General features: G+C 68.4%; 20 protein-coding genes, 1 tRNA gene and 1 pseudogene. 8 read left to right on the top strand and 14 right to left on the bottom strand.

Annotated features, from left to right (window positions below; translation table 11 throughout):
• Together tssJ and QWJ38_RS06890 are read right to left on the bottom strand one after the other, a co-directional pair.
• Positions 1–462: a type VI secretion system lipoprotein TssJ gene (gene tssJ, locus QWJ38_RS06895; protein WP_290358322.1), complete on the bottom strand. Its 462-nt coding sequence runs from the start codon at positions 460–462 to the stop codon at positions 1–3.
• Positions 463–626: 164 nt separating this feature from the next.
• Positions 627–2294 (bottom strand): glycoside hydrolase family 75 protein, encoded by a 1668-nt coding sequence (locus QWJ38_RS06890; protein WP_290358321.1) that lies wholly within the window; start codon positions 2292–2294, stop codon positions 627–629.
• Positions 2295–2891: 597 nt separating this feature from the next.
• Between QWJ38_RS06890 and xisR the strand changes: the two genes are divergently transcribed.
• Complete coding sequence (xisR, locus tag QWJ38_RS24080) at positions 2892–3086, top strand: excisionase family protein (protein WP_290358320.1); 195 nt, start codon at positions 2892–2894, stop codon at positions 3084–3086.
• Positions 3062–4075 (top strand): annotated as a pseudogene (locus QWJ38_RS24015) (Arm DNA-binding domain-containing protein); the annotation flags it as partial. The gene xisR and the pseudogene QWJ38_RS24015, both read left to right, overlap by 25 nt.
• 206 nt (positions 4076–4281) lie before the next feature.
• Here the strand turns inward: QWJ38_RS24015 and QWJ38_RS06880 are convergent.
• The 3 genes from QWJ38_RS06880 to QWJ38_RS06870 all read right to left on the bottom strand — a co-directional run bounded on the left by QWJ38_RS06880 (position 4282) and on the right by QWJ38_RS06870 (position 7608).
• A tRNA-Val gene (locus QWJ38_RS06880) sits at positions 4282–4358 on the bottom strand.
• 62 nt (positions 4359–4420) lie between these two features.
• Positions 4421–6727, bottom strand: a complete 2307-nt coding sequence (locus QWJ38_RS06875; RefSeq protein WP_290358319.1) for a RelA/SpoT family protein — start codon at positions 6725–6727, stop codon at positions 4421–4423.
• Positions 6724–7608, bottom strand: coding sequence for an alpha/beta fold hydrolase (locus tag QWJ38_RS06870; RefSeq protein WP_290358318.1), 885 nt, complete (start codon positions 7606–7608; stop codon positions 6724–6726). Before QWJ38_RS06870 ends, QWJ38_RS06875 begins: the two co-directional genes overlap by 4 nt.
• 51 nt (positions 7609–7659) lie before the next feature.
• Here QWJ38_RS06870 and QWJ38_RS06865 point away from each other — a divergent pair, with 51 nt between their 5' ends.
• Positions 7660–8442, top strand: coding sequence for a 3-hydroxybutyrate dehydrogenase (locus QWJ38_RS06865; RefSeq protein WP_290358317.1), 783 nt, complete (start codon positions 7660–7662; stop codon positions 8440–8442).
• An 18-nt stretch (positions 8443–8460) separates the two neighbouring features.
• On the opposite strand, the gene QWJ38_RS06860 is transcribed toward QWJ38_RS06865, so the two are convergent.
• On the bottom strand, positions 8461–9189 hold the full coding sequence (locus tag QWJ38_RS06860; protein WP_290358316.1) for an SIMPL domain-containing protein: 729 nt from the start codon (positions 9187–9189) through the stop codon (positions 8461–8463).
• A gap of 167 nt (positions 9190–9356) precedes the next feature.
• On the opposite strand from QWJ38_RS06860, the gene ompR reads away from it, so the two are divergent.
• Together ompR and QWJ38_RS06850 are read left to right on the top strand one after the other, a co-directional pair.
• Positions 9357–10100, top strand: coding sequence for an osmolarity response regulator transcription factor OmpR (ompR, locus tag QWJ38_RS06855; RefSeq protein ID WP_290358315.1), 744 nt, complete (start codon positions 9357–9359; stop codon positions 10098–10100).
• A 17-nt stretch (positions 10101–10117) separates the two neighbouring features.
• Positions 10118–11440 carry an ATP-binding protein gene (locus QWJ38_RS06850; RefSeq protein ID WP_290358314.1) on the top strand — a complete coding sequence of 441 codons (1323 nt, stop codon included), beginning with the start codon at positions 10118–10120 and terminating at the stop codon, positions 11438–11440.
• 76 nt (positions 11441–11516) lie between these two features.
• Here QWJ38_RS06850 and QWJ38_RS06845 read toward each other — a convergent pair whose 3' ends face one another.
• The 4 genes from QWJ38_RS06845 to ispD all read right to left on the bottom strand — a co-directional run bounded on the left by QWJ38_RS06845 (position 11517) and on the right by ispD (position 14888).
• Complete coding sequence (locus QWJ38_RS06845) at positions 11517–12779, bottom strand: alpha/beta fold hydrolase (protein ID WP_290358313.1); 1263 nt, start codon at positions 12777–12779, stop codon at positions 11517–11519.
• Positions 12780–12784: 5 nt separating this feature from the next.
• Positions 12785–13264, bottom strand: coding sequence for a 2-C-methyl-D-erythritol 2,4-cyclodiphosphate synthase (ispF, locus tag QWJ38_RS06840; RefSeq protein WP_290358312.1), 480 nt, complete (start codon positions 13262–13264; stop codon positions 12785–12787).
• Between the two features lie 173 nt (positions 13265–13437).
• Positions 13438–14184, bottom strand: coding sequence for a type I methionyl aminopeptidase (map, locus tag QWJ38_RS06835; protein WP_290358311.1), 747 nt, complete (start codon positions 14182–14184; stop codon positions 13438–13440).
• Complete coding sequence (gene ispD / locus QWJ38_RS06830; protein ID WP_290358310.1) at positions 14181–14888, bottom strand: 2-C-methyl-D-erythritol 4-phosphate cytidylyltransferase; 708 nt, start codon at positions 14886–14888, stop codon at positions 14181–14183. The genes map and ispD overlap by 4 nt, the downstream gene beginning before the upstream one ends.
• A 46-nt stretch (positions 14889–14934) precedes the next feature.
• On the opposite strand from ispD, the gene QWJ38_RS06825 reads away from it, so the two are divergent.
• Positions 14935–15969, top strand: a complete 1035-nt coding sequence (locus tag QWJ38_RS06825) for an RNA methyltransferase (protein WP_290358309.1) — start codon at positions 14935–14937, stop codon at positions 15967–15969.
• On the opposite strand, the gene QWJ38_RS06820 is transcribed toward QWJ38_RS06825, so the two are convergent.
• On the bottom strand, positions 15966–16634 hold the full coding sequence (locus QWJ38_RS06820; RefSeq protein ID WP_290358308.1) for a DJ-1/PfpI family protein: 669 nt from the start codon (positions 16632–16634) through the stop codon (positions 15966–15968). The genes QWJ38_RS06825 and QWJ38_RS06820 overlap by 4 nt on opposite strands.
• 97 nt (positions 16635–16731) lie before the next feature.
• Here QWJ38_RS06820 and mfd point away from each other — a divergent pair, with 97 nt between their 5' ends.
• The gene (gene mfd / locus QWJ38_RS06815) at positions 16732–20190 is read left to right on the top strand and encodes a transcription-repair coupling factor (protein ID WP_290358307.1); all 3459 of its coding nucleotides are present in this window, start codon (positions 16732–16734) and stop codon (positions 20188–20190) included.
• Positions 20190–20891 (top strand): phosphoserine phosphatase SerB, encoded by a 702-nt coding sequence (gene serB, locus QWJ38_RS06810; protein WP_290358306.1) that lies wholly within the window; start codon positions 20190–20192, stop codon positions 20889–20891. The genes mfd and serB overlap by 1 nt, the downstream gene beginning before the upstream one ends.
• A gap of 51 nt (positions 20892–20942) precedes the next feature.
• On the opposite strand, the gene QWJ38_RS06805 is transcribed toward serB, so the two are convergent.
• The 3 genes from QWJ38_RS06805 to QWJ38_RS06795 form a co-directional block, all read right to left on the bottom strand.
• Positions 20943–21788, bottom strand: coding sequence for a PEP-CTERM sorting domain-containing protein (locus QWJ38_RS06805; RefSeq protein ID WP_290358305.1), 846 nt, complete (start codon positions 21786–21788; stop codon positions 20943–20945).
• Positions 21789–21855: 67 nt separating this feature from the next.
• Positions 21856–22629 carry a PEP-CTERM sorting domain-containing protein gene (locus QWJ38_RS06800; RefSeq protein ID WP_290358304.1) on the bottom strand — a complete coding sequence of 258 codons (774 nt, stop codon included), beginning with the start codon at positions 22627–22629 and terminating at the stop codon, positions 21856–21858.
• Between the two features lie 20 nt (positions 22630–22649).
• Entirely contained in the window at positions 22650–24998 is a 2349-nt protein-coding gene (locus QWJ38_RS06795; protein ID WP_290358303.1) for a polysaccharide lyase family 1 protein, read from the bottom strand.
• Between the last annotated feature and the right edge of the window lie 148 nt (positions 24999–25146).

Below are 25146 nucleotides of genomic sequence, written 5' to 3'. Positions count from 1 at the left end.
TCAGCGGCTCACCGCCGCCTCGACGGACAGTTCGCTCGCTTGGATCGAGACACGCTGCTTCTGCCCCGGCTGTATCGCCACCGCCGTGCGCCATTTCGCATGCTCCAGGTCGCGGAAGGCCGCTACCACGCCGAGGAATCGCGTCTCCGCCGCCAGCGTCTTGACATAAGCCTTCTGTTCGCCGGGCGCTAGCACGAACTCGTCGCGCCCCAGCATGTCGGCAGCCAGCTCCGCCTGGTCGCGCTGATACAGCGACATGAAGTCACTGCTATTAAAAGCCGCCACCGACTTCAGCTCGTAGATGCGAACCAGCAACGGAGAAGGTCGCTTACTAGCGCTTGGATTGACCTGCGTCGAGGCTTGAATGGTCCCGACAACCTGGGCCGGCGCAGGCGGTTGACCAGCGCATCCAGCCAACGTAATCGCGGCAGCCAAGGCAACTTTCCAGCACAGGACCGACACTTGCAACTCTCCCGGTGAACGCGAAAAGGATACTGGCGAGCCCCTTGACCGTACCGTGACTTAGGTCATCGGCTCGGCGGAGAGGCGACGCACGAGCGGTCGCTCGCGACCGTCTGCAACGAGCCGAGTTCTGCCGCAGAGCCGCCGACTCGATCGGTAGTCGATTACGGTCTCGTATTTGCCTGCAGGAAGCGCAGGGCCCTATCGGTGGCCAGCTCGCGCACAACCTTGTTCACCGTCTGGCTGAGCAGCGGCTTGGGCCGCGTGCCCGGGAAGACGATGTACGTCACGCCCTCGACAATGCCGATCCCGCTGCCACCCTTGAGTCCCTTGCACGGATGTTCGCCGGGGATGCGGCATTGCGGGTTGCCCATCTCCTCGTGCGCGCGCAAGGAAAGCTCACCCAGGCGGAACCACGGTCCGGCGTCACCGAGCACGCCGAACGTGCAGCGTCCACCGCTGACTACGACTGCCAGATCGCCCTTGCCCACGCGCATATCTTTCATCAATGACAGGCCGGCAGCCTTGGTCGGCAGCGGCAAAACGATGAACGGCACTTCCTCTGCGTTGACAAAGGTGTCCTTCGATCCTTTGTCATAGGTGAGCCAGGTTTGAACGTCGTTCGGCCAGCCGCTGCCGCCGACCACCGGCGACCCATCGGCGTCGACCGAGGCCTTGGCTTGAAATACCACGGTGCCATCGGCATAGCGTGAGATGAAGGCCACGCGGTTGGGATCTGTGGAGCAACGCAACGGCTTCCCCGCGTGCGTGGGCAGTGCTTGGCCAGCAAAACGGTCCGACCGATCACATTCGTCGAAAAGAGACTTCCAGCTCTTGTTGCCACTGCCGGAGGCCAGCAGTTCAGCGCCGCCGGTCAAGCGCGCAAGTCCGGCGACAATAGGGGCGCAAAGATCTCCCGGACTTCCCGGCGTGGCTTCAGATGCGGGCACGGCTGACGAAGCGGCAACCGGTGCGTCTGATGCTTGCGAGGCGGGCGGCTGCTCAGAAACGGTGCCGGTTAACGCCGCCTGCAAACGCTCCAGCGCCGATGCGAAGTCGGCCAGCACGAAGTTCTGCGGGTCGTCATGCGCATCGACCAGGCCCTCATCGATCGACGCATGCATAGCGGGAACCAGCCATGCACCGGCGCGCGCGCTGGCGGCCGCATAAAGCAGCGCCAGCCGCTCGTACTGCACAGGCGTGAAGCCCGGAATCGGTGCCATCGCGTCGTTCTTGGGGCCACCTGCTGGGTCGCGGCGCCGCGGCTGCAGCAGCTCGACGTGCAGGAAAAGACCACTGGCGGGTGGACCTATCACCGTCGATTCAAGCTTAGTGGCGCGCCATGGCTCGCTGAAGTCGTGCCCAAGCAAGGTCTGACCAGTGCGGCTAACGAAGACATGCGCTACCGCATCAGGCTTCCTGTAGGTCGCCAAATTGTTCAATGCCGGCGTGTCGTCGGCAGGAAAGCTCGTGTCGCCAAGCCAGGGTGAACTCGTGTCGTGGATGACGAAGTAGCGAGCGGAAACATGCGCGCTCAGCTTGCCACCGACAGCCGATTCATCGAGACCGGAGGCAGCCAGTAGCGTTCTAAGCTGCTCAAGCCCAAAGCCCACCGGCTTGCCGATCAGCGCCTCGAGCGCTGGGGGCAGTACGGCCGGAGCAGCTGCAACCTTCCCCCATCGCTTCACCGAACGAAGCAGGCATTGCGCTTGCTGCAGGTCAGTCCCCTGAAATCGTCGTAAAGACACGTCGAAGCGGCACGCTCCCGCAATCTGACCAGCGGCCGGCACCGACGCCGCAAGCAGAAGGCAGACGATCGTCAACTCCAGCATCACACTTCGTGGCATCGGGACCATCCTCCAGCCCGTCAGGCCTCACATTGCGCCTAAGAAGTTTGCCGCCGGCCTGTGAGCGCTCGGCAACCCTGTTTCAGCCTACCGTTGTAGACCTTACTTAGGCCTATGTTCATCCTCCAACCCATGGAAGACGAGCCTCCACGCACGCATCCGACGGGATGGTGAGGTGCGCAACCAGCGGCGCTGCCAACATGCCCATGATGCCCGCAAGGCCGTCCGCGCGGCCATTCGCACCGGCTCAGTCCTAAGCGGACGTTTGCGACGATGCTCTTTACCGGGGGTGCAGGTTGGATAGAAGGGTAAGCGGCGCTGGCTTGGAGCGGCGCGGTGCGGGGCTAGGACCGCCTCCCCTCGCATAGCCGCCCGTCCAAAGCGTCCAGAGCCCAGTTGTGGCGACGCCGTGAGGCGTCAAAGGCGGTCAATTCCACCGCATTGCAAGACTTTTTTCCAACCCGACGCCGGCTAGTATGGGGCCGACCTGTATCAGATTCAGTGCTTCAGTTCACCGAAACGCCGAGCGATACGCGACATCAAGGTCCCACTATCTGATGAGCACCGAAGAGGCACCCAGTCATGAATGCTCGACCTGTCAGATTTATCTTGCTGCAGAAGTTCGCCGAGCTCACTGGTTACACCGAAAAGGCGTTGCGACGAAAGATCGAGGAGCACGTCTGGCGCGAAGGCCGCGAGTACCGACGTTCTCCCGATGGGAGGATCCACATAGACGTTGAGTGGTATGAATCATGGGTGACTTGCCGCGCGGAATAGAAGTTCGTGGGAACAGCATTCGGGTGACGTTTCACTACCAGCTGAAACGGTGTCGCGAATCGCTGGGGCTCTCCCCCACGCTCAAGAACATCGAGATCGCCAACGTGCTGCTTCGCCGCATCGAGAGGGAGATCAAGCGAGGAATCTTCGACTACGAGAAGACATTCCCCAACTCTTCCCGAGCCAGAAAAGCGGGCACGAAGGCTCGAACGTTCGCTGAAGCGTGCGCCGACTACCTCGACTCCATCGGGAAACTGACCGCAGCGACACGGTCTCAGTACACCAATGCGGTCACCCATGTCTGGAAACCGTTGCTGGGACCAGAAACCGCGATTGCCGACCTGACGCATGCCAAGTTGGCAGCAAAGATTGGCAAGCACCCATGGGCAAGCAGCAAGCTGATGAACAACTGCCTCATCCCTTTGAGAGGCATCTTCGAGCTCGAGTACCCCGGTCCGTTGAAGTTTCAAAACCCAATGATCGGCATTGCCAACGGAGCGACCACCAGGACCTTGCCTGATCCACTTTCCCCCACCGAGCGGGACCGGGTCTTGCGCGATTTTGCAGAGAACTACGACATTCGGGTCTGGGCCTACTTCGACTGGGCGTTCCATACTGGTATGCGTCCCGAAGAAATCATCGCCCTTCGATGGAGCGACATCGACTTCGAAACAGGCACTGCGCGCGTCCAACGGGTAAGAACGTTCAAGGGATCGGAGCGTGACGGGTCGAAAACGCATGTGGTCAGGGATGTCGATATCCCGGACGCCGCCATGGCCGCCCTCGCAGTCATGATGCAGTTCACTTTCAAGCCCGGAACGGATGCGGAGATCTTCGAACACCCGGAACTCGGCAAGCCGTGGCATGACGAGCGCGCACAGCGGGACACCTACTGGAAGCCAACCCTGGCCCGCCTCGGGATTCGCTATCGCCGCGCCTATGCCACTCGCCATACCTTCTGCACGGCGGCCTTGATCGCCGGCGTCACGCCGGCCTACATCGCCGCGCAGGTCGGCCACAACGTGAAGGTGCTGATCGACAAGTACGCGAAATGGATCCCGGGTGCCGACGGCGGCACCCAGCGAGCCAAGCTCAACGAGGCAATGACTGCCCCACGGACTGCCCCATCAGTCGGACCCGGAAACGAAAAAGCCCGACAGATCACTGATCTATCGGGCTTTTTGCCTACCGAATTTGGTAGGCGCGATTGGATTCGAACCAACGACCCCCACCATGTCAAGGTGGTGCTCTAACCAACTGAGCTACGCGCCTGAAGAGCTTCGCAGTATAGCACGGAATTTTCAGACGTCCAAGATTTCCGAATCGGCGATCAATTATTTTCGGCGGGCGGACTGAACACCGCTCTGCTGCGCGATGTTGCGCAGCACATGGGCGAGCCGCCCCGAGTCCGCGACCTCGACGGTGAAGTGCATGCGCGCGATGTCGTCCTTGCCACCGCCCTTGCTGAGGCCGCTGCGCACCGTCGGCATATGGACGGCCGCGACGTTCATCTTCTCCTTGGCGAAAACCTCCAGCACATCGCGCAGCAGGCCCTGCCGATCGATCGCCTCGACGACGACATCGACCGGATAGACCGCCGCGTGCTTGCCGCCCGCCGCATCTGCCCCAACCTCGCCGCCCCAGGCGACGGCGATCACCCGCTCGGGCGCGCGCTGCGCCATCTGGCGGAAGTTCGTGCAATCGGCGCGATGGATGGCCACGCCCTTGCCGCGCGTCACATAACCGCCGATCAGATCGGGTGGCGCCGGCCGGCAGCAGCGCGCCAGATTGGTCAGCAGCGAATCGACGCCGACCACCAGCACGCCGCCCTGCCCCTGGCGCGGCGCGCTGCTGGGCTTGCTGCGGCGCTGCGCGAGCAACTCGTCCTCGTCCGGCTCGGGCGCCGGCGGGCGCAGCAGCAGCTCGATATTGCGCAGCGAGTACTCGTCCTTGCCGACCACCTCGAACAGCGCGTCCGCATTCTTGAAGCCCAGCCGCGCCGCCAGGTCCTCGAGCTTGACCGCCGTCTTGCCCTCGCGCTGCAAGAGCTTTTCGACCAGTTCGCGGCCCTTGGCGATCGTCTGCTTCTCGGCCAGCGCATTGAACCAGGCGCGCACCTTGGCGCGCGAACGCGGGCTCTGCAGATAGCCGAGTTCCGGGTTCAGCCAGTCCAGCGAAGGGCCGCCCTCCTTGGCCGCCGTCACCTCCACCGTCTGCCCGCTCTGCAGGCGCTTGTTCAGCGGCACCATCTGCCCGTCGACCTTGGCGCCGCGGCAGCGGTGGCCCAGATCGGTATGCACCGCGTAGGCGAAGTCGATCGGCGTCGCGCCGGCGCTCAGCTCGACGATGGAAGCCTGCGGCGTGAACACATAGATGCGGTCGTCGAAGACCGGCTGCGAGGCGGCGCCGGCACCCTCGCCTTCGTCTTCCATGCCTTCGGCAAAGTCGCGTTCCCAAGCCAGCAGCTGGCGCAGCACCGCCTTGCGCGCGGCCGCCACCTGCTCCTCGAAATCGCCGGCCGCGACCACGCCGGCATAGCCGCGCGCGCCGGCCTCCTTGTAGGCCCAGTGCGCGGCCACCCCATGCTCGGCATGCTCGTGCATCGCGCGCGTGCGGATCTGCACCTCCATCGGCCGGCCGTCCGCCCCGAGCACGACCGTGTGCAGCGACTGGTAGCCGTTGGCCTTGGGCTTGGCAATGTAGTCGTCGAACTCGCCGGCCACCGGCGTGTACAGCTCGTGCAGGCGGCTCAGCGCCGCATAGCAATCGGTGACCTCGGGCACGACCACGCGCAAGGCGCGCAGATCGAAGACCCGCTCGAGCTCCAGGCCCTTGCCCTGCATCTTCTTGTGGATGCTGAACAGATGCTTGGGCCGGCCCTGCACCTGCGCATCGATGCCATGCGCGAGCAGATCGGCCTGCAGCGCCACGCGCGCGGCCTCGATGCGGCGCTCGCGCTCGACCCGCGTCTCGTCCAGCGCGCGCGCCAGTTCGCGATAGCGCTCGGGCTGCAGGAAGCGGAAGGACAGGTCCTCCAGCTCCCACTTGATCTGCCAGATGCCCAGCCGGTTCGCCAGCGGCGCGAACACCTGCTGCGACTCGGCCGCCAGCGCCTGCGGACAGGGCTTTTTGCTGGCGGCGAAATAGCGCAGCGTCTGCAGGCGCGAAGCCAGGCGCAGCAGCACGACGCGCAGATCGCGCGAGAAGGCCAGCAGCATCTTGCGCACCCGCTCGGTCTGCTCGGCGCGCTGCTCGCGGCCCAGCGCATCCAGCTGCGCCTCGCGCGCGGCGCGCTGGATCTGCACCAGGCGCCGCGTGTGCGTCACCAGGCTGGCATAGGACTCGCCGAAGGCCTTGCTGACGATCTCCTCGGGCTTGTTCAGATAGTCGCCGGCATAGACCAGATAGCTGGCCGCCTGCATGGCCGGCGCCGCGCCGATGCCGGCCAGGATGGTCGCAACGCCGTCGGCATGGGCCAGCGCCTCCTCGCCGGTGTCCAGCGGCCGGCCAGTCAGCAGCGGCTCGGCGAAGGCGCGCGCGCGCAGCACGGGCGCGCTGGAGTCCGCCGCGGCCGGCTCGGCGTCCAGCAAGGCGACGATGGGCGCGGCGCGCTGGGCGTCCGCATGGACCGAGGTCTTCATGGCGAGGCGGTCAGGAACTCCCGCACCAGCGCGATCTGATCCGGCTGCACCAGCGTGGGCGCATGGCCGACGCCGGCCAGCTCGTGCAGCGTCGCGCGCGGGCCGCGCTGCGTCATCGCCTGCGCCGTCTCGCGCGACAGCAGATCCGAGTCGGCGCCGCGCAGCAGCAACGTCGGGCAGCGCAGGCCGTCATAGGCCTGCCACAGCGCCGCCTCGCCGGCCGCCGCCAGCTCCGGCGTCACAGCGGCAAAGGGCAGCGCGATGCGCGGGTCGTAATGCAGCTTCAGCCGCGGCCCGCCGTCCAGCGGCACCAGCATCGGCCGCGACAGCGCCACCCATTGCTCGGCGGTGTGTGGGCCGAAGCCGGCCGAGATCGAGCGCAGGTAGTCGGCGCCCTGCTCCGCCGAATCGAAGCTGATCGGCTGGCCCAGATAGCTGCCGATGCGCTGCAAGGCCTCGTAGCGGATCGCCGGGCCGACGTCGTTCAGCACCAGGCGGCGCACCGGGCTGTCCGGCAGGGCCGCCAGGCCCAGGCCGATCAGTCCGCCCATCGAGGTGCCGACCCAGTCGACCTGCTCGACGTCGAGCCGCGCCAGCAAGGTCACCATATCGGCCACATAGGCCGGGATCTGGTAGCCGGCCGGCTGGCGCAGCCAGTCCGAGCGGCCACGGCCCACCACATCGGGGCAGACCACGCGATAGCGATCGCTGAGCGCGCGCGCCAGCGTGTCGAAATCGCGCCCCTGCCGCGCCAGGCCATGGACGCAGACCAGCACCGGCGGCTTCGCCAGCCCGCCCTGGTGCGCCCATTCCCAGTAAGCCATGCGGTGCAGGCCGGCGGCACCGAGGCACTGCACATAATTCAGCTGCGGTTCAGCCATTGTTCATATCCTTCCATAATCAATCGTATCAACCACGAGAGGACGTCGCAGATGTTGAAAGGCAAAACAGCGCTGGTCACCGGCTCCACCAGCGGCATCGGTCTGGGCATCGCGCTGAGCCTGGCCCGCCAGGGCGCGAACATCGTTCTGAACGGCTTCGGCGATGCCGAAGGCCCCAAGTCCGAGGTCGCGGCCGCCGGTGCGGCGCAGGGCATCCGGGTCGGCTACCACGGCGCGGACATGAGCAAGCCGGCCGAGATCGAGGCCATGATGGCCCATGTGGCGGCCGAGTTCGGCGCCTGCGACATCCTCGTCAACAACGCCGGCATCCAGCATGTGGCGCCGGTGGAGAACTTTCCGGTCGAGCGCTGGGACGCCATCATCGCGATCAATCTGACTTCGGCCTTCCACACGACGCGCCTGGCGCTGCCGGCGATGAAGGCGCGCGGCTGGGGTCGCATCCTCAATATCGCCTCGGTGCATGGCCTGGTGGCCTCGGCCGAGAAATCGGCCTATGTCGCGGCCAAGCACGGCATCGTCGGCTTCACCAAGGCGGTGGCGCTGGAGGCGGCGACCAGCGGCGTCACCGTCAACGCGATCTGCCCCGGCTGGGTGCTGACACCGCTGGTGCAGAAGCAGGTCGATGCGCGCGCCGCCGCGGCCGGCATCAGCAACGAGGACGCCAAGAAGCAACTGCTGGCCGAGAAGCAGCCCTCGCTGCAGTTCACGACGCCCGAGCAGCTCGGCGAGTTGAGCGTCTTCCTGTGCTCGGACGCGGCCGCCAATGTGCGCGGCCAGGCCTGGAGCCTGGACGGCGGCTGGACCGCCCAGTAAGCGCGCGCGGTCGCCTGCCTATTTCTTCAGCAGCTGCACTGAGCCGGCAACCGTCACGCTGACCGTCGCCTTGCCGGCCTCGACCGGCAGCGCCTCGCCGGCATCGGCCGACATGGCCTTGGCGCGCAGCATGGGCATGGGCCGGACCGGACCGCTGTCGGCGGCATTGATGCTGACCTCGCCGATCTGATAGCCGCCATAACCGAACTGGCCCGCGTAATCAGCGGCGCGCGCGCGGAAGCGGGCGATCGCCTGCGCGGTCAGCTCGGCCTCGGCCTTCTCGCGCTGCTCCTTGGACAGGCCGTAGCCGACCCGGGCGATGCTCATGCTGGCGATGCGGCCGCTCAGCTGGGCGATCGCCGCGGCGTCCTTGCCCTCGACCAGCAGTTCGGCCGTGCCCTGCCAGCCGCTGATCGTCGGCGCCGCGCCGCTGCGCGGGGCGGTGTAGCGCGGCTGCAGCGAGAAATTGCCGGCCTGCAGCTCGACCGCGCCGGGCTTGGCGATCTTGCGCGCCTCCGCCAGCGCCGCATCGAGCGCCTGCTTCAGCGCCGTCTGCACGGCGGCGGCGTCGCCGCCCTCCTTGGTCGTCGAGAAAGTGATGCCCAACAGGTCGCGGGTCACCTCGGCGCTGGCGCTGGCCGACAGGTTCAGCCGGTCGCGCGGCGCCTCGGCGCTCTGCGCCTGGGCGCCCAGCGCGGGCAGCAGCAGCGCCAGCGAGGCAAGCGTCGACAGGGTCTTGTTCTTCATCCGGTTTCTCCGCGGCAGGGGGCTGACAGCTTAGCGTTGCGCCCGCCGTGCCGGTTGACCAGACTCTTTGTAAACGAGCTGTAACGATCGCGGGCCGGCGCTTGAAAAGCCGAAAAACACGCTCACAATGCCGCTGTTACAAATTCAGGACCGCCCACAGGACCGCCATGAACAGCAGCACCGGCACCCCGAACGCCCGACCGAACCGCATCCTGGTCGTCGACGACGACGCCCGCATCCGCGACCTGCTGCGCCGCTATCTGACGCAGGAGGGCTTCGACGTGCTGCTGGCCGAGGACGGCAAGGCGCTGAACAAGCAGCTGACCCGCGAGACGGTCGACCTGATCGTGCTCGACCTGATGCTGCCCGGCGAGGACGGGCTGACCATCTGCCGGCGCCTGCGCGCCGGCAACGACAACACGCCCATCATCATGCTGACGGCCAAGGTCGAGGAGGTCGACCGCATCGTCGGCCTGGAGGTCGGCGCCGACGACTACCTGTCCAAGCCCTTCAACCCGCGCGAACTGCTGGCCCGCATCAATGCGGTGCTGCGCCGCCGCCCGGCGATGGAAGCGCCCGGCGCGCCGTCCAAGGAGCCCATGACGGTCGCCTTCGGCCCCTTCGAGTTCGACCTGGCGCTGCGCCGCCTGTCCAAGAACGGCGAGCCGCTGCCGCTGACCACCGGCGAGTTCTCGATGCTGAAGGCCCTGGTGCGCCACCCGCGCCAGCCGCTCTCCCGCGACAAGCTGGCCCAGCTGGCGCGCGGCCGCGAGTTCGAGCCCTTCGACCGCAGCCTGGACGTGCAGATCTCGCGCCTGCGCAAGCTGCTCGAGACCGATCCGGCCCAGCCGCGCTATATCCAGACGGTCTGGGGCGTCGGCTACGTGTTCGTGCCCGACGAGACAGCCTGAGCCGGATCAAACGTTCGGTGAGCCGCCCCCAGCTCGCGCTGAATCTCTTCTGGCGCACCTTTGCCCTGCTGGCCCTGCTGCTGACCGGCGGCGTGCTGGCCTGGCAGCAGACCTTCAAGGCGCTGGAGGCCGAGCCGCGCGCGCTGGAGGCGGCGCAGCAACTGGCCGGCCTGGTCAATCTGAGCCGCGCCGCGCTGGCCAATACCGACGCGATCAACCGCGTCGCCGTGATCAGCTCGATCGCGCGCAGCGAGATGGTCAAGGTGCGCGTCGCCGAGGGCCATGACCGCTGGCAGCCCTACGACATGAACCCCTTCGCCAAGGAGCTGGCGGCCGAGTTGCGCGGCCGGCTGGGGCCCGACACCGTCGTCGCGAGCAGCGTCAACGGCGAAACCGGGCTGTGGGTGCGCTTCGCGGTCGACCAGGACGCCTACTGGCTGCAGACCAGCGCCTCGCCGCTGACCGTCACCTCCTTCAACAACTGGTGGTGGATCGCGATCTCGCTGGCCGCGACGGCGCTGGGTTCGGCCCTGATCGCGCGCCTGATCAACCAGCCGCTGCGCGAGCTCTCGATCGCCGCCGGCCGCATCCGCGAGGGCGAGTACGACTCGCGCCTGGACGAGCGCACGCTAACCAGCGAGATCCGCGAGGTCAATATGGGCTTCAACCGCATGGCACGCGAACTGGCCAAGATGGAGGAGGACCGCACGGTGATGCTGGCCGGCATCTCGCACGATCTGCGCACGCCGCTGGCCCGCCTGCGGCTGGAGGTCGAGATGAGCGTCAGCGACGAGCAGGCGCGCCAGTTCATGGTGCAGGACATCGACCAGCTCGACGCCATCATCAACAAGTTCATGGACTATGCGCGGCCCAGCGAGCTGCAGTTGCAGCCGGTGCCGCTGGCCGAGCTGGTCGAGCGCGAGGCGCAGGGCTTCCGCGACCCGACGCAGATCCGCATCCAGATCCGCCTGCCCTCGGAGCTGAAGGTCTGGGCCGACGAGACCGAGCTGGGCCGTGTGCTGCTCAATCTGTTCGAGAACGCACGCCGCTACGGCCATGGGCCCGGCGAGCCGGCCCTGGTCGAGGTCGGCCACACGCAGAACGGGCCCTGGGTGCTCTTGCAGGTCCGCGACCATGGCCCCGGCGTGCCGCCGGACAAGCTGGCGCGGCTGACCACGCCCTTCTTCCGCGGCGATGCGGCGCGCACCGCCGCCACCGGCGCCGGCCTGGGCCTGGCCATCGTCGAGAAGTCGGTGCAGCGCCTGGGCGGCCAGCTGGAGCTGGGCAATGCCGAGGGCGGCGGGCTCTTGACGGTGATCCGGCTGCAGCGGGCCGCCTAGAAACGACTCTTCGTCCCGCCCTTCGGGCCGAGCGCCGGGCCGCTCCCAAGCCGGCCCAGCTGGCGATGCAGGCGGCTCAATGCCGCGAGCATTGCCGCCCCCGCGGGGGGCCGACCGGCGTACTCGCCGGTCGAGGGGCCTCATTCTCGCCGCGCACGCAATCGAAGAAGCCCAGCACCCGGCGCAGGGCCGGCTGCCGCTGCGCATCGGCCTCGATAAAGATCGAGTGCAGCGCCCCGGGCAGGCGACGCCCGACGCAGTAGCCGGTGCCCGAACCGCTGTTCAGCTGCGCGCAAAAGCTCTGCTGCGCCTCGGGCTTGACGACCCGGTCCAGCCCGCCCTGCAGCAGCAGCACGGGCACGCGAATGCCGGCAGCGGCCGGGCCGCGCGCCTGCTCGGAGCCGACGCAGGCCTGGTTGAACCAGCGCAGCGACGGGCCGCCGATCTTGGCATCGGGCCAGCCGCAGTCCTCGCCCGTGCAGCGCGCCTCATCGCGGGCCTGCCAATGGCGGGCGAAACGCCGCGCGCTGTGCGTCAGCGCATTGGGGGCGTCGGCGGCTGCCTCGCGTACTTTGGCGTATTCGCTGTCGAAGTCGCTGCCCTCCGCATATTGCTCGGACAGCCGGCCCAGCGGGCCGACGTCGACACTGAAGCGGGCGCAATAGCCGCCGGCCAGCCGCGCGGCCAGGCCGGCGTCGGCCTCGCCGTCGGCCCAGGGTTCCATCATCGGCGTCACCAGTGCGGCGGCGGCGACGCCGCTATTCGCCGCCTGCTGTTCAAGATAGAGCGCCGACACGGCGCCGCCCATCGAATGCGCCAGCAGGAACAGCGGCCGGCGGCTGCGCGCCGCCTTGGACGGGCCATCGATAAAGGCGGCCAGGTCGTCGACGTAGTGCTGGAACTGGTCGACATGGCCGAGGCTGGGCTTCTCGGGCAGCAGGCGCTGCGAGAAGCCCTGGCCGCGGTGATCCTGGATATGGACCGAATAGCCATTGCGCAGCAGGTCGAGGATCAGCTCCTGGTACATCACCAGGCCCTCGGTGCGGCCGGCCACCAGCACGACGGTGCCGCGCGTCTCGGCACGGTGGCGGTAGAGCCGGTAATGGATCTTCAGGCCGGCCGCGCCGCTGAAGGCGCCGCGCGTCAGCGTCGCCAGGCGCAGGCTGCGCGCCTCGAGATCGGACCAGCCGGCATAGGCGGCCAGCTCGCTCTCGGTACCCAGCGGGTAGCGCAGCTCGGCCGTGCTGGAGCGCTCCAGCGGCGGGAAGGGATCCGGGTCCGCGGCGCCGGCCTGGGCGGCCGCAGCGAGCAGGCAAAGGGCCAGCAGTCGCCGCACCATGGCGCCTAGCCCGCCGTCAGCAGGCAGACGGCGCGCGCCTCGATCGCGCGCCCCTCGCCGACCGGGCCCATCTTCTCGGCCGTCTTGGCCTTCACATTGATCTGGCTCGCGGCGATGCCCAGCACCTCGGCTAGGCGCGCGCGCATGGCCGCGATATGCGGCGCCATCTTGGGCGCCTGCGCGACGATGGTCGTGTCGATATTGACGATCTGCCAGCCGGCCTCGCGCACCTTGCGATAGGCCTCGGCCAGCAGCACCATCGAATCGGCGCCCTTGAACTCGGCCGCCGTGTCCGGGAACAGCTTGCCGATATCGCCCAGCGCCGCCGCGCCGAGCAGCGCGTCGGTGATCGCATGCGCGAGCGCGTCGGCGTCCGAATGGCCCAGCAGGCCATGCGTGTGCGGAATCTCGACGCCGCCGAGGATCAGCGGGCGGCCGGTGACCAGCTGGTGCGTGTCCCAGCCCTCTCCGATGCGGATGTTCATGTGCAGTCTCTTCTCAGTAATCCATTCGCCCGCAAGGTCTGAACCCAGCGGGCCGAGCGCCGGGCCGCTCCCAAGCCGGCCCGTCCTGGCGATGTGCTTGCCAGTCGAGCCGGCAAGCATCGCCCTCCCCACGGGGGACCGGCCAAGGTACTCCTTGGACGAGGGGCTTCATTTCAGTGACGGGTCACGACGATCGGTGCGCCGCGGGTGACGATCAAGGTGTGCTCGAACTGGGCCGAGAGATTACCCTTGGCGCCGGACAGGGTCCAGCCGTCGGCCTCCTCCTCGACCCGCGTGCTCTTGGTCGACAGGAACGGTTCGATCGTGATCACCATGCCTTCGCTCAGATAGCGGGGATCGGCATCGTCGTAGTAGCCGGGGATGTACTCGGGCTCCTCGTGCAGCGAGCGGCCGACGCCATGGCTGCACAGGTTCTCGATCACCTTGAAACGGTGCGCGCGGGCGACGCGCGAGATCGCATGACCGATGCGGTTCAGGCGCGCGCCGTGGCGCACCTCTTTCAAGGCCTGTTCCAGCGCGTACTGGGCGGCGAAGACCAACTGGGTCTTGGTCGGCGTCGTCGGCGGCACGATGCGGGTGCCGCCGGTGTCGGCGAAATAGCCGCCCAGCTCGGCCGAGACGTCGACATTGACGACATCGCCCTTGACGATCTTGCGCGAGCCCGGGATGCCGTGGGCCGCCTGCTCGTTGATGCTGATGCAGGTGGCGCCGGGGAAGTTGTAGCTGGTCGCCGGCGCCGACTTGGCGCCCATCTCGGCCAGCCAGGCCGCGCCCATCTGGTCCAGCTCCAATGTCGTCATGCCGGGCTTGATCGCATCGAGCATGCGCTTCAGCACCGTCGAGACCACCTGCCCGGCGGCCCGCAGGCCGGCGATATCCTGATCCGATTCGACCGTCATGCGCGACTCCTCAGCAAACGTTCGGCCAGCGCGAAATCGGCCGGCCAGGTGACCTTGAAATTCTCCAGCGAGGCCTCGACCAGCAGCGGCTGGTGGCCCAGCGCCTCGATGGCGCTGGCCTCGTCGGTGACCGCCTCCGTGGCCTGGCGCAGGGCCGGCTGCAGCAGGCCCAGGCGGAACATCTGCGGCGTCTGCGCCGCCCATTTGGCGCTGCGGTCGATGGTGGCCATCACCCGGCCGTGGCTGGCCTGCTTGAGCGTGTCGGCCAACGGCAGGGCCAGCAGGCCGCCGACCTCGTCGTCGGCGCAGGCGGCGATCAGGCGCGCGACCCATTCGGGCCGGATCAGGCAGCGCGCCGCGTCGTGCACCAGCACCCAGTCATGCGGCTGGGCGCCGCGCGCCAGCAACTCTTCCAGGCCGTTGGCCACCGTCTCCGCCCGCGTCGCGCCGCCGCGGCGGACGACCCACTGCGCATCGAAGCCGGGCACGACCGCCTCGAAGCGATCATCGTCCGGCGACAGCATCACCAGGGTGCCGGCCAGCTCCGGCACGGCGGCCAGGGCGGCCAGCGTGTGGGCCATCATCGCCCGACCGGCCAGCGGCACATATTGCTTGGGGCCGTCGGCCCCGGAGCGCGCCCCGACGCCGGCGGCCGGGACCAGGGCAAAGCAGCGCGGCTGCACGCCCACTGTGTAGTTCGTCATCCCGCCATTGTAGGGAGGCCCCTTAAAATCGCCGCCTTCCACCATCATGCATATCGACACCCTCCGCCAGCGCCTGCGCGCGCTCGGTGCCCTGCCCAAGCACGAGCAGCGCGTGCTGCGCGACTGGGTGCAGGCCCTGCCCCACGACCGCGGCCGCCGCCGGCCCGAACATTTCCTGCCGCTCGCCCTGCGCGAGGCGCTGCCGGCGCTCGATGCCGAGTTGCAGGGCCTCGCGCGGCTGATCTCCGAACACCCGGGCGAGGACGGTTCGGCGCGGCTCTTGGTCGGCCTGGCCGACGGCCAGACGGTCGAGAGCGTGCTCTTGCCGCGCGAGGGGCTGTGCGTGTCCAGCCAGGTCGGCTGCGCGGTCGGCTGCCAGTTCTGCATGACCGGTCGCGAGGGCCTGATCCGCCAGCTCAGCAGCGGCGAGATCGTCGCCCAGCTGGCGCTGGCGCGCCGGCTGCGGCCGGTGAAGAAGGTCGTCTTCATGGGCATGGGCGAGCCGGCCCACAACCTCGACAACGTGCTCGAGGCAATCGAGCTGATGGGCACGGTGGGCAATATCGGCCACAAGAACCTGGTGTTCTCCACCGTCGGCGATCCGCGCGTGTTCGAGCGCCTGCACGCGCTCGGACCCGACGAGGTGAAGCCGGCGCTGGCGCTGTCCTTGCACACGAGCAAGGCGGCGCTGCGGGAACAGTTGCTGCCGCGCGCGCCGCGGATCGCGCCCGACGAGCTGGTCGAGGCCGGCGAGGCTTATGCGCGCGCCAGCGGCTATCCGATCCAGTACCAGTGGACCTTGCTGGACGGCGTCAACGACGGCGAGGACGAGCTGGACGGCATCGTGCGGCTCTTGAAGGGCCGCTACGCGATCCTCAATATGATCCCCTACAACACCATCCCGGACCTGGCCTTCAGGCGGCCCAGCTGGGACAAGGCGCGCGAGATCGCCCGCCGCCTGCACCAGCGCGGCGTGCTGACCAAGCTGCGCGACTCGGCCGGCCAGGATGTGGACGGCGGCTGCGGGCAGCTGCGGGCGCGCGAAGCAAAGGGACGCAGCATCCCAATCCGGGCCGCCTAACGACCATAGGCGGCCTGCACCAGCGTGCCGTTGGCCGCCCGCCAGTCGTAGTCCATCTGCCGGGCCGTGCGCCGCGCCAGCTCCGGCGAGGCCAGCTCGGCGACTAGGTGCAGGCTGAGGTCGATGCCGGCCGAGATGCCGGCCGAGCTGAACAGGCGACAGACACCGCCCTGGTGTACGGCCGGCTTGGCCTCGACCCAGCGCTGGTTGGCCAGCACGCGCAGCAGCGAGCCCGAGGCATGCGAGGCGGCGCGCAGCGCGTCGATGTCCTCCCAATGCGTGATCGCCTCGCGCTCGTTCAGCAGGCCGGCCTTTTCCAGCAGAAAGGCGCCGGTGCAGACCGAGGCCAAGACCTTGAGCTTGCAGCTCTGCACCAGCAGCCAGTCGGCCAGGCCCTCGCGCTGCAGCTCGGCATCGACGACGCCACCGGGCACCATCAGGAGGTCCAGCGCCGGATGCTCGGCGATCGCGTGCTGGGGCGTCACCATCAGGCCGGCCCGCGCGCGCACCGGCGCAAGACTTGGCCCCAGGGTGCGCACCTCGAAGGGCTCGGGCTGCTCCTCGCGCCGTGCCAGCCGCGCGGCGGTCGAGAACACCTCGAAGGGGCCGGCGAAGTCCAGCACCTCGACCTCGTCGAACAGATAGATGCCCACCTGCATTGTCATGACTGCAACCTCCAACGGCCCCTAGCATGCCATGGCTGCCTACAATGAGGCTGACGCCCCTTTCCGGGGCTGAACTTATTTGTAGTGCCTACTCGCGATGCAGTTGCCCGCCCTCCTCCCCGGCAAGAAGTTCAACCAGCCCCGGCCGCCCGGTTCGGCCGACGCGCTGCTGCTGGCGCGCTACTGCGTGCAGCAGCTGGCGGCCGGGCGGATCACCGCCGTCATCAGCGCCGAGCCGGGCGATACGCAGCGGCTGGAGGAGGAGCTGAAGTTCTTCGCGCCGCAGCTGCGCGTGGCCGTCTTCCCGGACTGGGAGACCCTGCCCTACGACACCTTCTCGCCGCACCAGGACCTGATCTCGGAGCGCCTGGCGACCTTGTGGGGCCTCTTGCAGGGCCAGGGCAAGCCGGCCGATCAGCGTGGCGTCGACGTGGTGCTGCTGCCGGCGACGACGGCGCTGACCCGGCTGGCGCCGACCTCCTTCCTGGCCGCGACGACCTTCAATTTCCGCCAGAAGCAGCGCCTGGACGAGGCCAGCCTCAAGCAACAGCTGACCCTGGGCGGCTACAGCCATGTGTCCCAGGTCGTCTCGCCGGGCGAGTACGCGGTGCGCGGCGGCCTGATCGATCTGTTCCCGATGGGCTCGCTGGTGCCCTACCGGGTCGACCTGTTCGGCGACGAGGTCGACTCGATCCGCACCTTCGACCCGGACAGCCAGCGCAGCCTCTACCCGGTGCCCGAGGTGCGGCTGCTGCCGGGCCGCGAGTTCCCGATGGACGAGGCCTCGCGCAAGGCCTTCCGCGCGCGTTGGCGCGAGAAGATGGAGGGCGACCCGACCAAGGCGCGGCTCTACAAGGACATCGATCAGGGCATCGCCACCGGCGGCATCGAGTACTACCTGCCGATCTTCTTCGAGCAGACGGCGACGATCTTCGACTTCCTGGGCGCCGAGGCAGCGCTAGCCCTGCATGGCGAAGTCGACGAGGCGCTGAACCGCTTCTGGACCGACACGCGCGAGCGGCACCGCTTCCTGCAGCACGACCCCGAGCGGCCCATCCTGCCGCCGGAGGAGATCTTCCTGAAGAGCGAGGAGTTCTTCACCCTGACCCACGCGCACCCGGTGCTGGCCGTGCGCGGCAGCGAGCCGGTCGACTATGCGCGACCGCTGCCCGATGTCAGCGTCGAGCGCGGCGCGCAGGAGCCGCTGGCGCGGCTGGCCGCGCATCTGAGGAGCACGCCGCACCGCGTGCTGATCGTCGCCGAGAGCGAAGGCCGGCGCGAGAGCCTCTTGGAGCTCTTGCGCGACAACAGGATCGACCCACCCTCGGTCGGGACGCTGGCCGAGTTCGAGGCAAGCGAGGAGAAGTTCGCGATCACCGCCGCCCCGCTGGCCAGCGGCTTCTTCTGGCGCGAGGACGGGCGCGAGATTCAGCTCTTCACCGAGACCGAGCTGTTCGCAACGACGCCCACGACCCGGCGCCGCCGCAAGCAGGAGCAGGTCAGCGACGTCAATGCGCTGATCAAGGATCTGTCCGAGCTGAAGACCGGCGACCCGGTCGTGCACGTCAACCATGGCATCGGCCGCTACCAGGGCCTGATCAATATCGATCTGGGCGACGGCGCCAGCGAGTTCCTGCATCTCGAATACGCGGACAAGGCGACGCTCTACGTGCCGGTCGCGCAGCTGCACCTGATCAGCCGCTACACCGGCGTCTCGCCCGAGGAGGCGCCGCTGCACAAGCTCGGCTCCGGCCAGTGGGAGAAGGCCAAGCGCAAGGCCGCCGAGCAGGTGCGCGACACCGCCGCCGAACTGCTTAATCTCTATGCCCGCCGCGCCGCGCGCGAGGGCCACGCCTTCCGCTACTCGGGCCAGGACTACGAGGCCTTTGCCGCTTCGTTCGGCTTCGAGGAGACGCCCGACCAGCGCGCGGCGATCCATGCGGTGATCCAGGACATGATCAGCCCCAAGCCGATGGACCGCCTGGTCTGCGGCGACGTCGGCTTCGGCAAGACCGAGGTCGCGCTGCGCGCCGCCTTCGTCGCCGTGATGGGCGGCAAGCAGGTGGCGCTCTTGGCGCCGACGACGCTCTTGGCCGAGCAGCACTACCAGAACATCTCGGACCGCTTCGGCAAGTGGCCGGTCAAGGTCGCCGAGATGAGCCGCTTCCGCTCGGCCAAGGAGATCAAGGCCGCGATGGCGGGCCTGGCCGACGGCTCGATCGACATCGTCATCGGCACGCACAAGCTCTTGTCCTCGGACGTCAAGTTCGCCCGCCTGGGCCTCTTGGTCATCGACGAGGAGCATCGCTTCGGCGTGCGCCACAAGGAGGCGATGAAGGCGATGCGCGCCGAGGTCGACGTGCTGACCCTGACCGCGACGCCGATCCCGCGCACCCTGGGCATGGCGCTGGAGGGCCTGCGCGACCTCAGCGTCATCGCCACCGCGCCGCAGCGGCGCCTCGCGATCAAGACCTTCGTGCGCTCCGAGGCCAGCGGCACGATACGCGAGGCGGTGCTGCGCGAACTGAAGCGCGGCGGCCAGGTCTACTTCCTGCACAACGAGGTCGAGACCATCGAGAACCGCAAGCAGAAGCTCGAGCAGCTCTTGCCGGAGGCGCGCATCGTCGTCGCCCATGGCCAGATGCCCGAGCGAGAGCTCGAGCGGGTGATGCGCGAGTTCGTCGGCGGCAAGCACAATGTGCTCTTGTGCTCGACCATCATCGAGACCGGCATCGATGTGCCGACGGCCAACACCATCGTCATCTCGCGCGCCGACAAGTTCGGCCTGGCGCAGCTGCACCAGCTGCGCGGCCGCGTCGGCCGCTCCCACCACCAGGCCTACGCCTATCTGCTGGTGCCCGATATCGAGGGCCTGACCAAGCAGGCGGCGCAGCGGCTGGAGGCGATCCAGCAGATGGAGGAGCTCGGCTCGGGCTTCTACCTGGCCATGCACGATCTGGAGATCCGCGGCGCCGGCGAGGTGCTGGGCGAGAGCCAGAGCGGCAACATGATGGAGGTCGGATTCCAGCTCTACAACGAGATGCTGTCGGAGGCGGTGCGCTCGCTGAAGGCCGGCAAGGAGCCGGACCTGCTGTCGCCGCTGTCGGCCACGACCGAAATCAATCTGCATGCGCCGGCGCTCTTGCCCGATGCCTATTGCGGCGATGTGCACCAGCGCCTGTCGCTGTACAAGCGCCTGGCCAGCGCCGAGAAGAACGAGCAGATCGACGCGATGCTGGAGGAGGTCACCGACCGCTTCGGCAAGCTGCCGGCCCAGGGTCAGACCTTGTTCGACACCCACCGCCTGCGTGTGCTGGCCCGGCCTTATGGCGTGCAGAAGATCGACGCGACGCCGATGGTGATGAACATCAACTTCCGCCCGAATCCGCCGATCGACGCGATGCGCGTGATCGAGCTGGTGCAGAAGAACCGCAATATCAAGCTGGTCGGCAACGACAAGCTGCGCATCGACAAGGCGCTGAAGGACCCCAAGGACCGCGCCCAGGCGATCCGCGAGGTGCTGCGCCTGCTGGGCCAGCCGCTCAAACAAGACTGATGACGAATATGAACGATCTCGTGATTCAAGGCTTCACGCCGCCGCTGCTTCTCACCGATTTCCGTCTCGCCGCCTTCGACATGGACTCGACCCTGATCAATATCGAGTGCATCGACGAGATCGCCGCCGCGGCCGGCAAGAAGGCCGAGGTCGCCGCCATCACCGAGGCCGCGATGCGCGGCGAGATCGCCGACTTCAAGGACAGCCTGCGCCGCCGCCTGGCGCTGCTGAAGGGCGTGCCGGTGTCGGCGCTGGAGCAGGTGCTGGCGACCAAGCTGCAGTTCAACCCCGGCGCGCGCGAGCTGTGTGCGGCGCTGAAGGCGGCCGGGCTCAAGCTGGTGCTGGTTTCGGGCGGCTTCACCTTCTTCACCCGCTACGTCGCCGCCGAGCTGGGCATGGACTTCGTGCGCAGCAACGAGCTGGAGATCGTCGACGGCGCGCTGAGCGGCGGCCTGGTGATGCAGGCCTGGGGCGAGATCTGCGACGGCGAGGAGAAGCGCCGGATGCTGCTGCAATGCGCCGAGCAGATCGGCGCCCGGCCCGCGCAATGCATCGCCGTCGGCGACGGCGCCAACGACCTCTTGATGATGGGCGCGGCCGGGCTCTCGGTCGCCTACCATGCCAAGCCCAAGGTGCGCGAGCAGGCGATGGTCGCGATCAACCAGGGCGGGCTGGACCGGCTGCTGACGCTGTTCGGCTGAGCGAAAGAAAAAGGCGGCCACACGGGCCGCCCTGCCGTTCTCCAACAGCGCTCAGTCGGTGCGGCGCCGCCGCGCGATCGTGCCGACGACGCCCAGGCCGGCCAGCAGCAAGGCATAGCTGGACGGCTCGGGCACGGCCGTCACCGGGGCCGCGGCCAGCACATCCGACACGATGGGCGTCGTGTTGGAGGCGGCCACCGTCGTCCAGTTGCCATTGACGGCCAGCGCGCTCTTCAGCTCGGCCAAGGAGGCATAGGGCGTGTCGCTGCTCGTCACCTGTTTGGTGAACTGCGTGTAGCGGGTCGCCGTCGCCGCGTCGATCCGGTAGTCGCGCAGCTGGATGCCGCTGAGGCCGGCGCCGGCCGGGTTGTCCGAGCTCGCGAAGGGCGTCGTCCGGTTCGAGATCGCGCCGAGGAAGGTGATTGCCGAGGGCTGGTAGTTGGCGGCGTAGCTCGCCGCCTGGTAGGCATAGAGCACATCGCCGCCGCTCGAGATGTTCGAGGCGCCCCCGTTCAGATTCGTCACCGTGCCATTGGCCGTGCCACCGGCCGCACCGGACCTGGCCGCGTACTGACCGTTGACGCCGGTGCCCAGCAGGGCCACCGAGGTGCCCGCCGCGACGTCGCGGGCGGCGGTCCAGGACCAGAAGGTCTCGGCCGTGGTCGAGAACACGCCCGATGAGGTGGGCGTCTGCAGCACATTGGTGTCGGTGAAATAGATCGTCGTGCCGGCCGTGATGTCGACAAAGGCGACGAAAGACCAGCCGCCCACGGTCGTATTGCCGTTGACGCCGGTAAAGGCGAAATCGCCGTTGTGCAGGCTGGTCGCCGCCTGGGCGGCGCCGGCGGCGGCCAGCAGGGCCAGGGCGATCAGGCGCTTGCTCATCTTCTGCTTCATGTCTTGTCTCCGTTCGGATGGGTTCGAGAATGGACCAATGAGGAAAAGAAACGGCAGCGGGCCGCGCTCATCGGCGCAGGCGGCGCCGCAGGACGGCGCCCAGGATCGGCAAGCCGGCCAGCATCAGCAGCGGCGAAGCCGGCTCCGGCACGGCCGTGACGGCGCCGGCAATTCGCAGCTGGTCGATCGCGACGCCGTAGAAGGGGTCGGCGTTGTAGAGCGAGAAGCCGGCGATGTCGGCCACGCCGCCCTCGCGCGCGAAGGCATAGAAGCCGTTCTGCAGCGGACCCAGCGCGATGCTCTGGATCAGCGAGCCGTCGGCGCGGTACAGCGCCAGCCAGCCATTGCCCCCATCGGCATCGCGGAGCTGGAAGCCCAGCGCCGACTGGCCGGCGGCGAAGCGCGCCGAGATCGCGCCGAGGCCGAAGGCATCGCCGCCCTCGCCGCCCAGCGGGCCGATGCCGGCCAGCGCCTTGCCGTCGGCGTCTCCATAGTCGTAGACGCCCAGATTGGCGCCGGCCGCGCCGGCCAGCAGGCTCAGGCCGGCCGTCGGCGCGCCGTAGCCGAGATGGTCGAACCAGTCCTGCGCGATCTCCCCGGCCCGCGGCGCCTTGCTCACGCTGAGCTCCTGGCCGGCGAAGCGCTCGCCGAACTGCACATTGCCGATGCCGACGACGCCCTCGAGCAGGCCCTCGGCCAGGCCCTCGAAGCCGATCTGGCCGGCGCCGGACAGGCTCGCGTAGGGAACGGTGTGGACCGAGGCCGCGCTCGCGCCGGCCGCGGCCAGCAGGCTCAGCGCGGCGGCGGCCAGCGCCTTCTTCAGATGCGTTTGCTTTTTCATTGCCGAATCTCCTGGGGCGCTCATTGCCCGCCGACGATGCTCAGTTGGTCGAAGTCCGCCGTCGCCAGCGCGGTGTTGCTGCCCGAGGACACGGCCAGGCCGACGTACAGCGTCGCCGCCGTGACGTTGGTGCTGCTGCGCTCGGACCAGCTGATGCCGTCGGTCGAGGCGGCCGAATAGATCGCATTGCCGCGCCGCTGGATGCGCACCCACACCGGCAGGGTCGAGGTGCTGAAGCCGGCCACGCTGGACTTGTTGTTGCCGTTGACCGCCGCGCGGATGTCGCCGCTGCCGGCATAACGCGCGGTCCAGGCGTACAGCGGCGTGCCGCTCAGCCCCTCGCTGGCGACGATGCCGGCACGCCCGGAGGAGCCGCTGCCGCCCTGAACCAGGATGCGGGCGGTGAACGTGAAGTCGCCGCTGAGCGTCGTGTACTTGAAGTTGAAGTTGTAGGGGTTGCCGGTGTCGATGGCGCCGGCGCCGCTGACGCTGTAGCGGCCGGTGTCGGCGGCATAGCCGGCGGCCGGCACGGCGACGGCGAGCGCCGGGTTCATCGCCTGCTCGCCGCCGCCGCTGCCGCAGGGCAGCTGCACGGTGCAGCCGGTGCCCGGATCGGGCGCCGGGCCCGGGGGCGGGGCCGGCGGCGGTGGCGGCGGGGGTGGGGTGGGCGTGGGACTTGGTGCCGGCGAGGGCGCCGGCGCGCTGGGCAGCGGCGGCGGCGTCGGGCCGCTGACGGCAAACAGGCCCAGGCGGCCGGCGCCGGCGCTGGCGCGCACGGCGGTGCGCAGGCTGTCGGTCGGGCGCAGCGTGTAGGCATAGGGCGGCACCCACATCTGCGCCACCGGCAGGCCCTCGCAGCCCTGCAACTGCACGTCGATGACGGCCGTCATCGGCTTGCCCAGATCGTCCTTGTCGCTGATGAAGCGGTGGCCCGAGCTGCGGAAGCTGACGGCGTCCTTGCCGCCGGCCAGCTTGCCGCAGACCTCCTTGGGCTTGAGGCCGGTGAACTCGTAGAAATTGCTCTCCGAGATCACGTCGGACTTGTAGCGCACGTCCAGGCCCGACATGAACTTCAGGTCGGCATCGCTGGTGGTCGTGCTGCCGGTGACCAGGTTGTTGTAGTGGTGCAGCTGGCCGAAGCGCACCAGCGGCATGCGGCTGCCGATGCTGTCCCACCAGTTGCCGGTCATGGTCACGTGCAGGCGGCCGGCATCGCTCCAGGCGCGGCCCGAGTCGCCGTTGCCGACCAGGGTCAGCTTGTGATGCTTGGAGAAATAGCTGTTCGAGACGGTCACGTAGTCGGAGCCGCGCACGATGTCCAGCGCGCCGTCGTGGCGGGTGTCGCTGGCCAGCGAGTCGGGCGTGTCGCCATCGGTGATGGACACATGGTCGATCCAGATGTACTGGCCGCGCGTGATCGCCAGGCCGTCCGCATAGGCGTTGTCGCTGTCCTCCGGGTTGACGTCCCAGGGCGTGTCGATCGCCAGATTGCGGATGATGATGTTGCGGGTCCAGGTCGGGTAGAGCTCCGGGTCCTTGCCCTCGGCCACCCATTTCTTGAAATCGGCCTCCGGGTCGCCGGCGGGCGTCAGCGCGGCCTCCTTGCCGATCAGGATCTGCGTGCCGGTCAGGCGCGCGGGCCGGCCGTTGGCGTCGTTGATGCCGACCAGGGTGGTGTTCGAGGGGATGGCCAGCGAGCCGCCGTTCTTCTGGTCCAGGTAGCTGGTGTACTCCTGGAACACCGTGTTGCCCTGGCTCCAGCGGAAGTCGATATGGCCGACGATGCGGATGATCTTGGGCTCGTTCCTGGCCTCGCGGATCGCGGCCAGCAGCTGTTCCTTGTTGAACACCGTGTAGACGCGGTTGGCCGCCGCGGCCGAGCCGCCGGTGACCAGCAGCCGGCCCTTGCGCGACCAGTTGTGCCAGCCGATGTCGGGCGCGGTCTCGCGTTCGAAGGTGAGCACGCCATTGGTCGGATCGCTGGTGGCGAACTGCCAGCCCGGCAGGCGCGGCGCGGCGCGGTAGTTGCTCGGCGAATGCAGGCCGCCGACCAGCACAGGCGCCGAGTAGTTGCGCTCGCCCATGTCCAGGAGCAGCGGCGCCGTGATGTCGGTGGTGCTGACAGCGTCGATCACCGGCGCCGGCGCCGGCGTGATCGGTCGCGGCTCGCGCGTGGCCAGGGCCTTGGCGGCGGCGCCTTCGGCGCTGCTTGTCCCGTCCGCTGCCAGCGGCCGGGCGGCCGTCGCATCGGCGTCCTGCGTGCCGGACAGGGTCGGCTGGGCCGGTTCGCCGCCGCCGCAGGCCAGCAGGCCCAGCGAGATCGAGGACGCCAGCAGCGTCCGCCTGTGTTTCAGCGCAATCACTCTCATCGGTTTTGTCTCCTTGCGAAGCACGCCCGCGAGCCACGCGGGGCGCCCCTGGTTCTGCACATGACACGGCGCCGCCCACACCGGCGGCCCGGCTGTGGTCAGCCGGTCGGCAAACATCGGCGGCAGGCCGACGGGGAGAGAGGCGCGG

The organism is Roseateles violae (genome assembly GCF_030410485.1).
GTDB lineage: Bacteria > Pseudomonadota > Gammaproteobacteria > Burkholderiales > Burkholderiaceae_C > Roseateles_D > Roseateles_D violae.
The sequence above is the reverse complement of the archived record's forward strand: the minus strand, read 5'-3'. Positions and strand labels throughout refer to the sequence as shown.

Bases quoted from the DNA above. Each gene is read 5' to 3' on its own strand.
- QWJ38_RS06890 (WP_290358321.1), bottom strand. From the start codon at position 2,294: ATGCTGGAGTTGACGATCGTCTGCCTTCTGCTTGCGGCGTCGGTGCCG.
- xisR (WP_290358320.1), top strand. From the start codon at position 2,892: ATGAATGCTCGACCTGTCAGATTTATCTTGCTGCAGAAGTTCGCCGAG.
- QWJ38_RS06875 (WP_290358319.1), bottom strand. From the start codon at position 6,727: ATGAAGACCTCGGTCCATGCGGACGCCCAGCGCGCCGCGCCCATCGTC.
- QWJ38_RS06870 (WP_290358318.1), bottom strand. From the start codon at position 7,608: ATGGCTGAACCGCAGCTGAATTATGTGCAGTGCCTCGGTGCCGCCGGC.
- QWJ38_RS06865 (WP_290358317.1), top strand. From the start codon at position 7,660: ATGTTGAAAGGCAAAACAGCGCTGGTCACCGGCTCCACCAGCGGCATC.
- QWJ38_RS06860 (WP_290358316.1), bottom strand. From the start codon at position 9,189: ATGAAGAACAAGACCCTGTCGACGCTTGCCTCGCTGGCGCTGCTGCTG.
- ompR (WP_290358315.1), top strand. From the start codon at position 9,357: ATGAACAGCAGCACCGGCACCCCGAACGCCCGACCGAACCGCATCCTG.
- QWJ38_RS06845 (WP_290358313.1), bottom strand. From the start codon at position 12,779: ATGGTGCGGCGACTGCTGGCCCTTTGCCTGCTCGCTGCGGCCGCCCAG.
- ispF (WP_290358312.1), bottom strand. From the start codon at position 13,264: ATGAACATCCGCATCGGAGAGGGCTGGGACACGCACCAGCTGGTCACC.
- map (WP_290358311.1), bottom strand. From the start codon at position 14,184: ATGACGGTCGAATCGGATCAGGATATCGCCGGCCTGCGGGCCGCCGGG.
- ispD (WP_290358310.1), bottom strand. From the start codon at position 14,888: ATGACGAACTACACAGTGGGCGTGCAGCCGCGCTGCTTTGCCCTGGTC.
- QWJ38_RS06825 (WP_290358309.1), top strand. From the start codon at position 14,935: ATGCATATCGACACCCTCCGCCAGCGCCTGCGCGCGCTCGGTGCCCTG.
- QWJ38_RS06820 (WP_290358308.1), bottom strand. From the start codon at position 16,634: ATGACAATGCAGGTGGGCATCTATCTGTTCGACGAGGTCGAGGTGCTG.
- mfd (WP_290358307.1), top strand. From the start codon at position 16,732: ATGCAGTTGCCCGCCCTCCTCCCCGGCAAGAAGTTCAACCAGCCCCGG.
- serB (WP_290358306.1), top strand. From the start codon at position 20,190: ATGACGAATATGAACGATCTCGTGATTCAAGGCTTCACGCCGCCGCTG.
- QWJ38_RS06805 (WP_290358305.1), bottom strand. From the start codon at position 21,788: ATGAAGCAGAAGATGAGCAAGCGCCTGATCGCCCTGGCCCTGCTGGCC.
- QWJ38_RS06800 (WP_290358304.1), bottom strand. From the start codon at position 22,629: ATGAAAAAGCAAACGCATCTGAAGAAGGCGCTGGCCGCCGCCGCGCTG.
- QWJ38_RS06795 (WP_290358303.1), bottom strand. From the start codon at position 24,998: ATGAGAGTGATTGCGCTGAAACACAGGCGGACGCTGCTGGCGTCCTCG.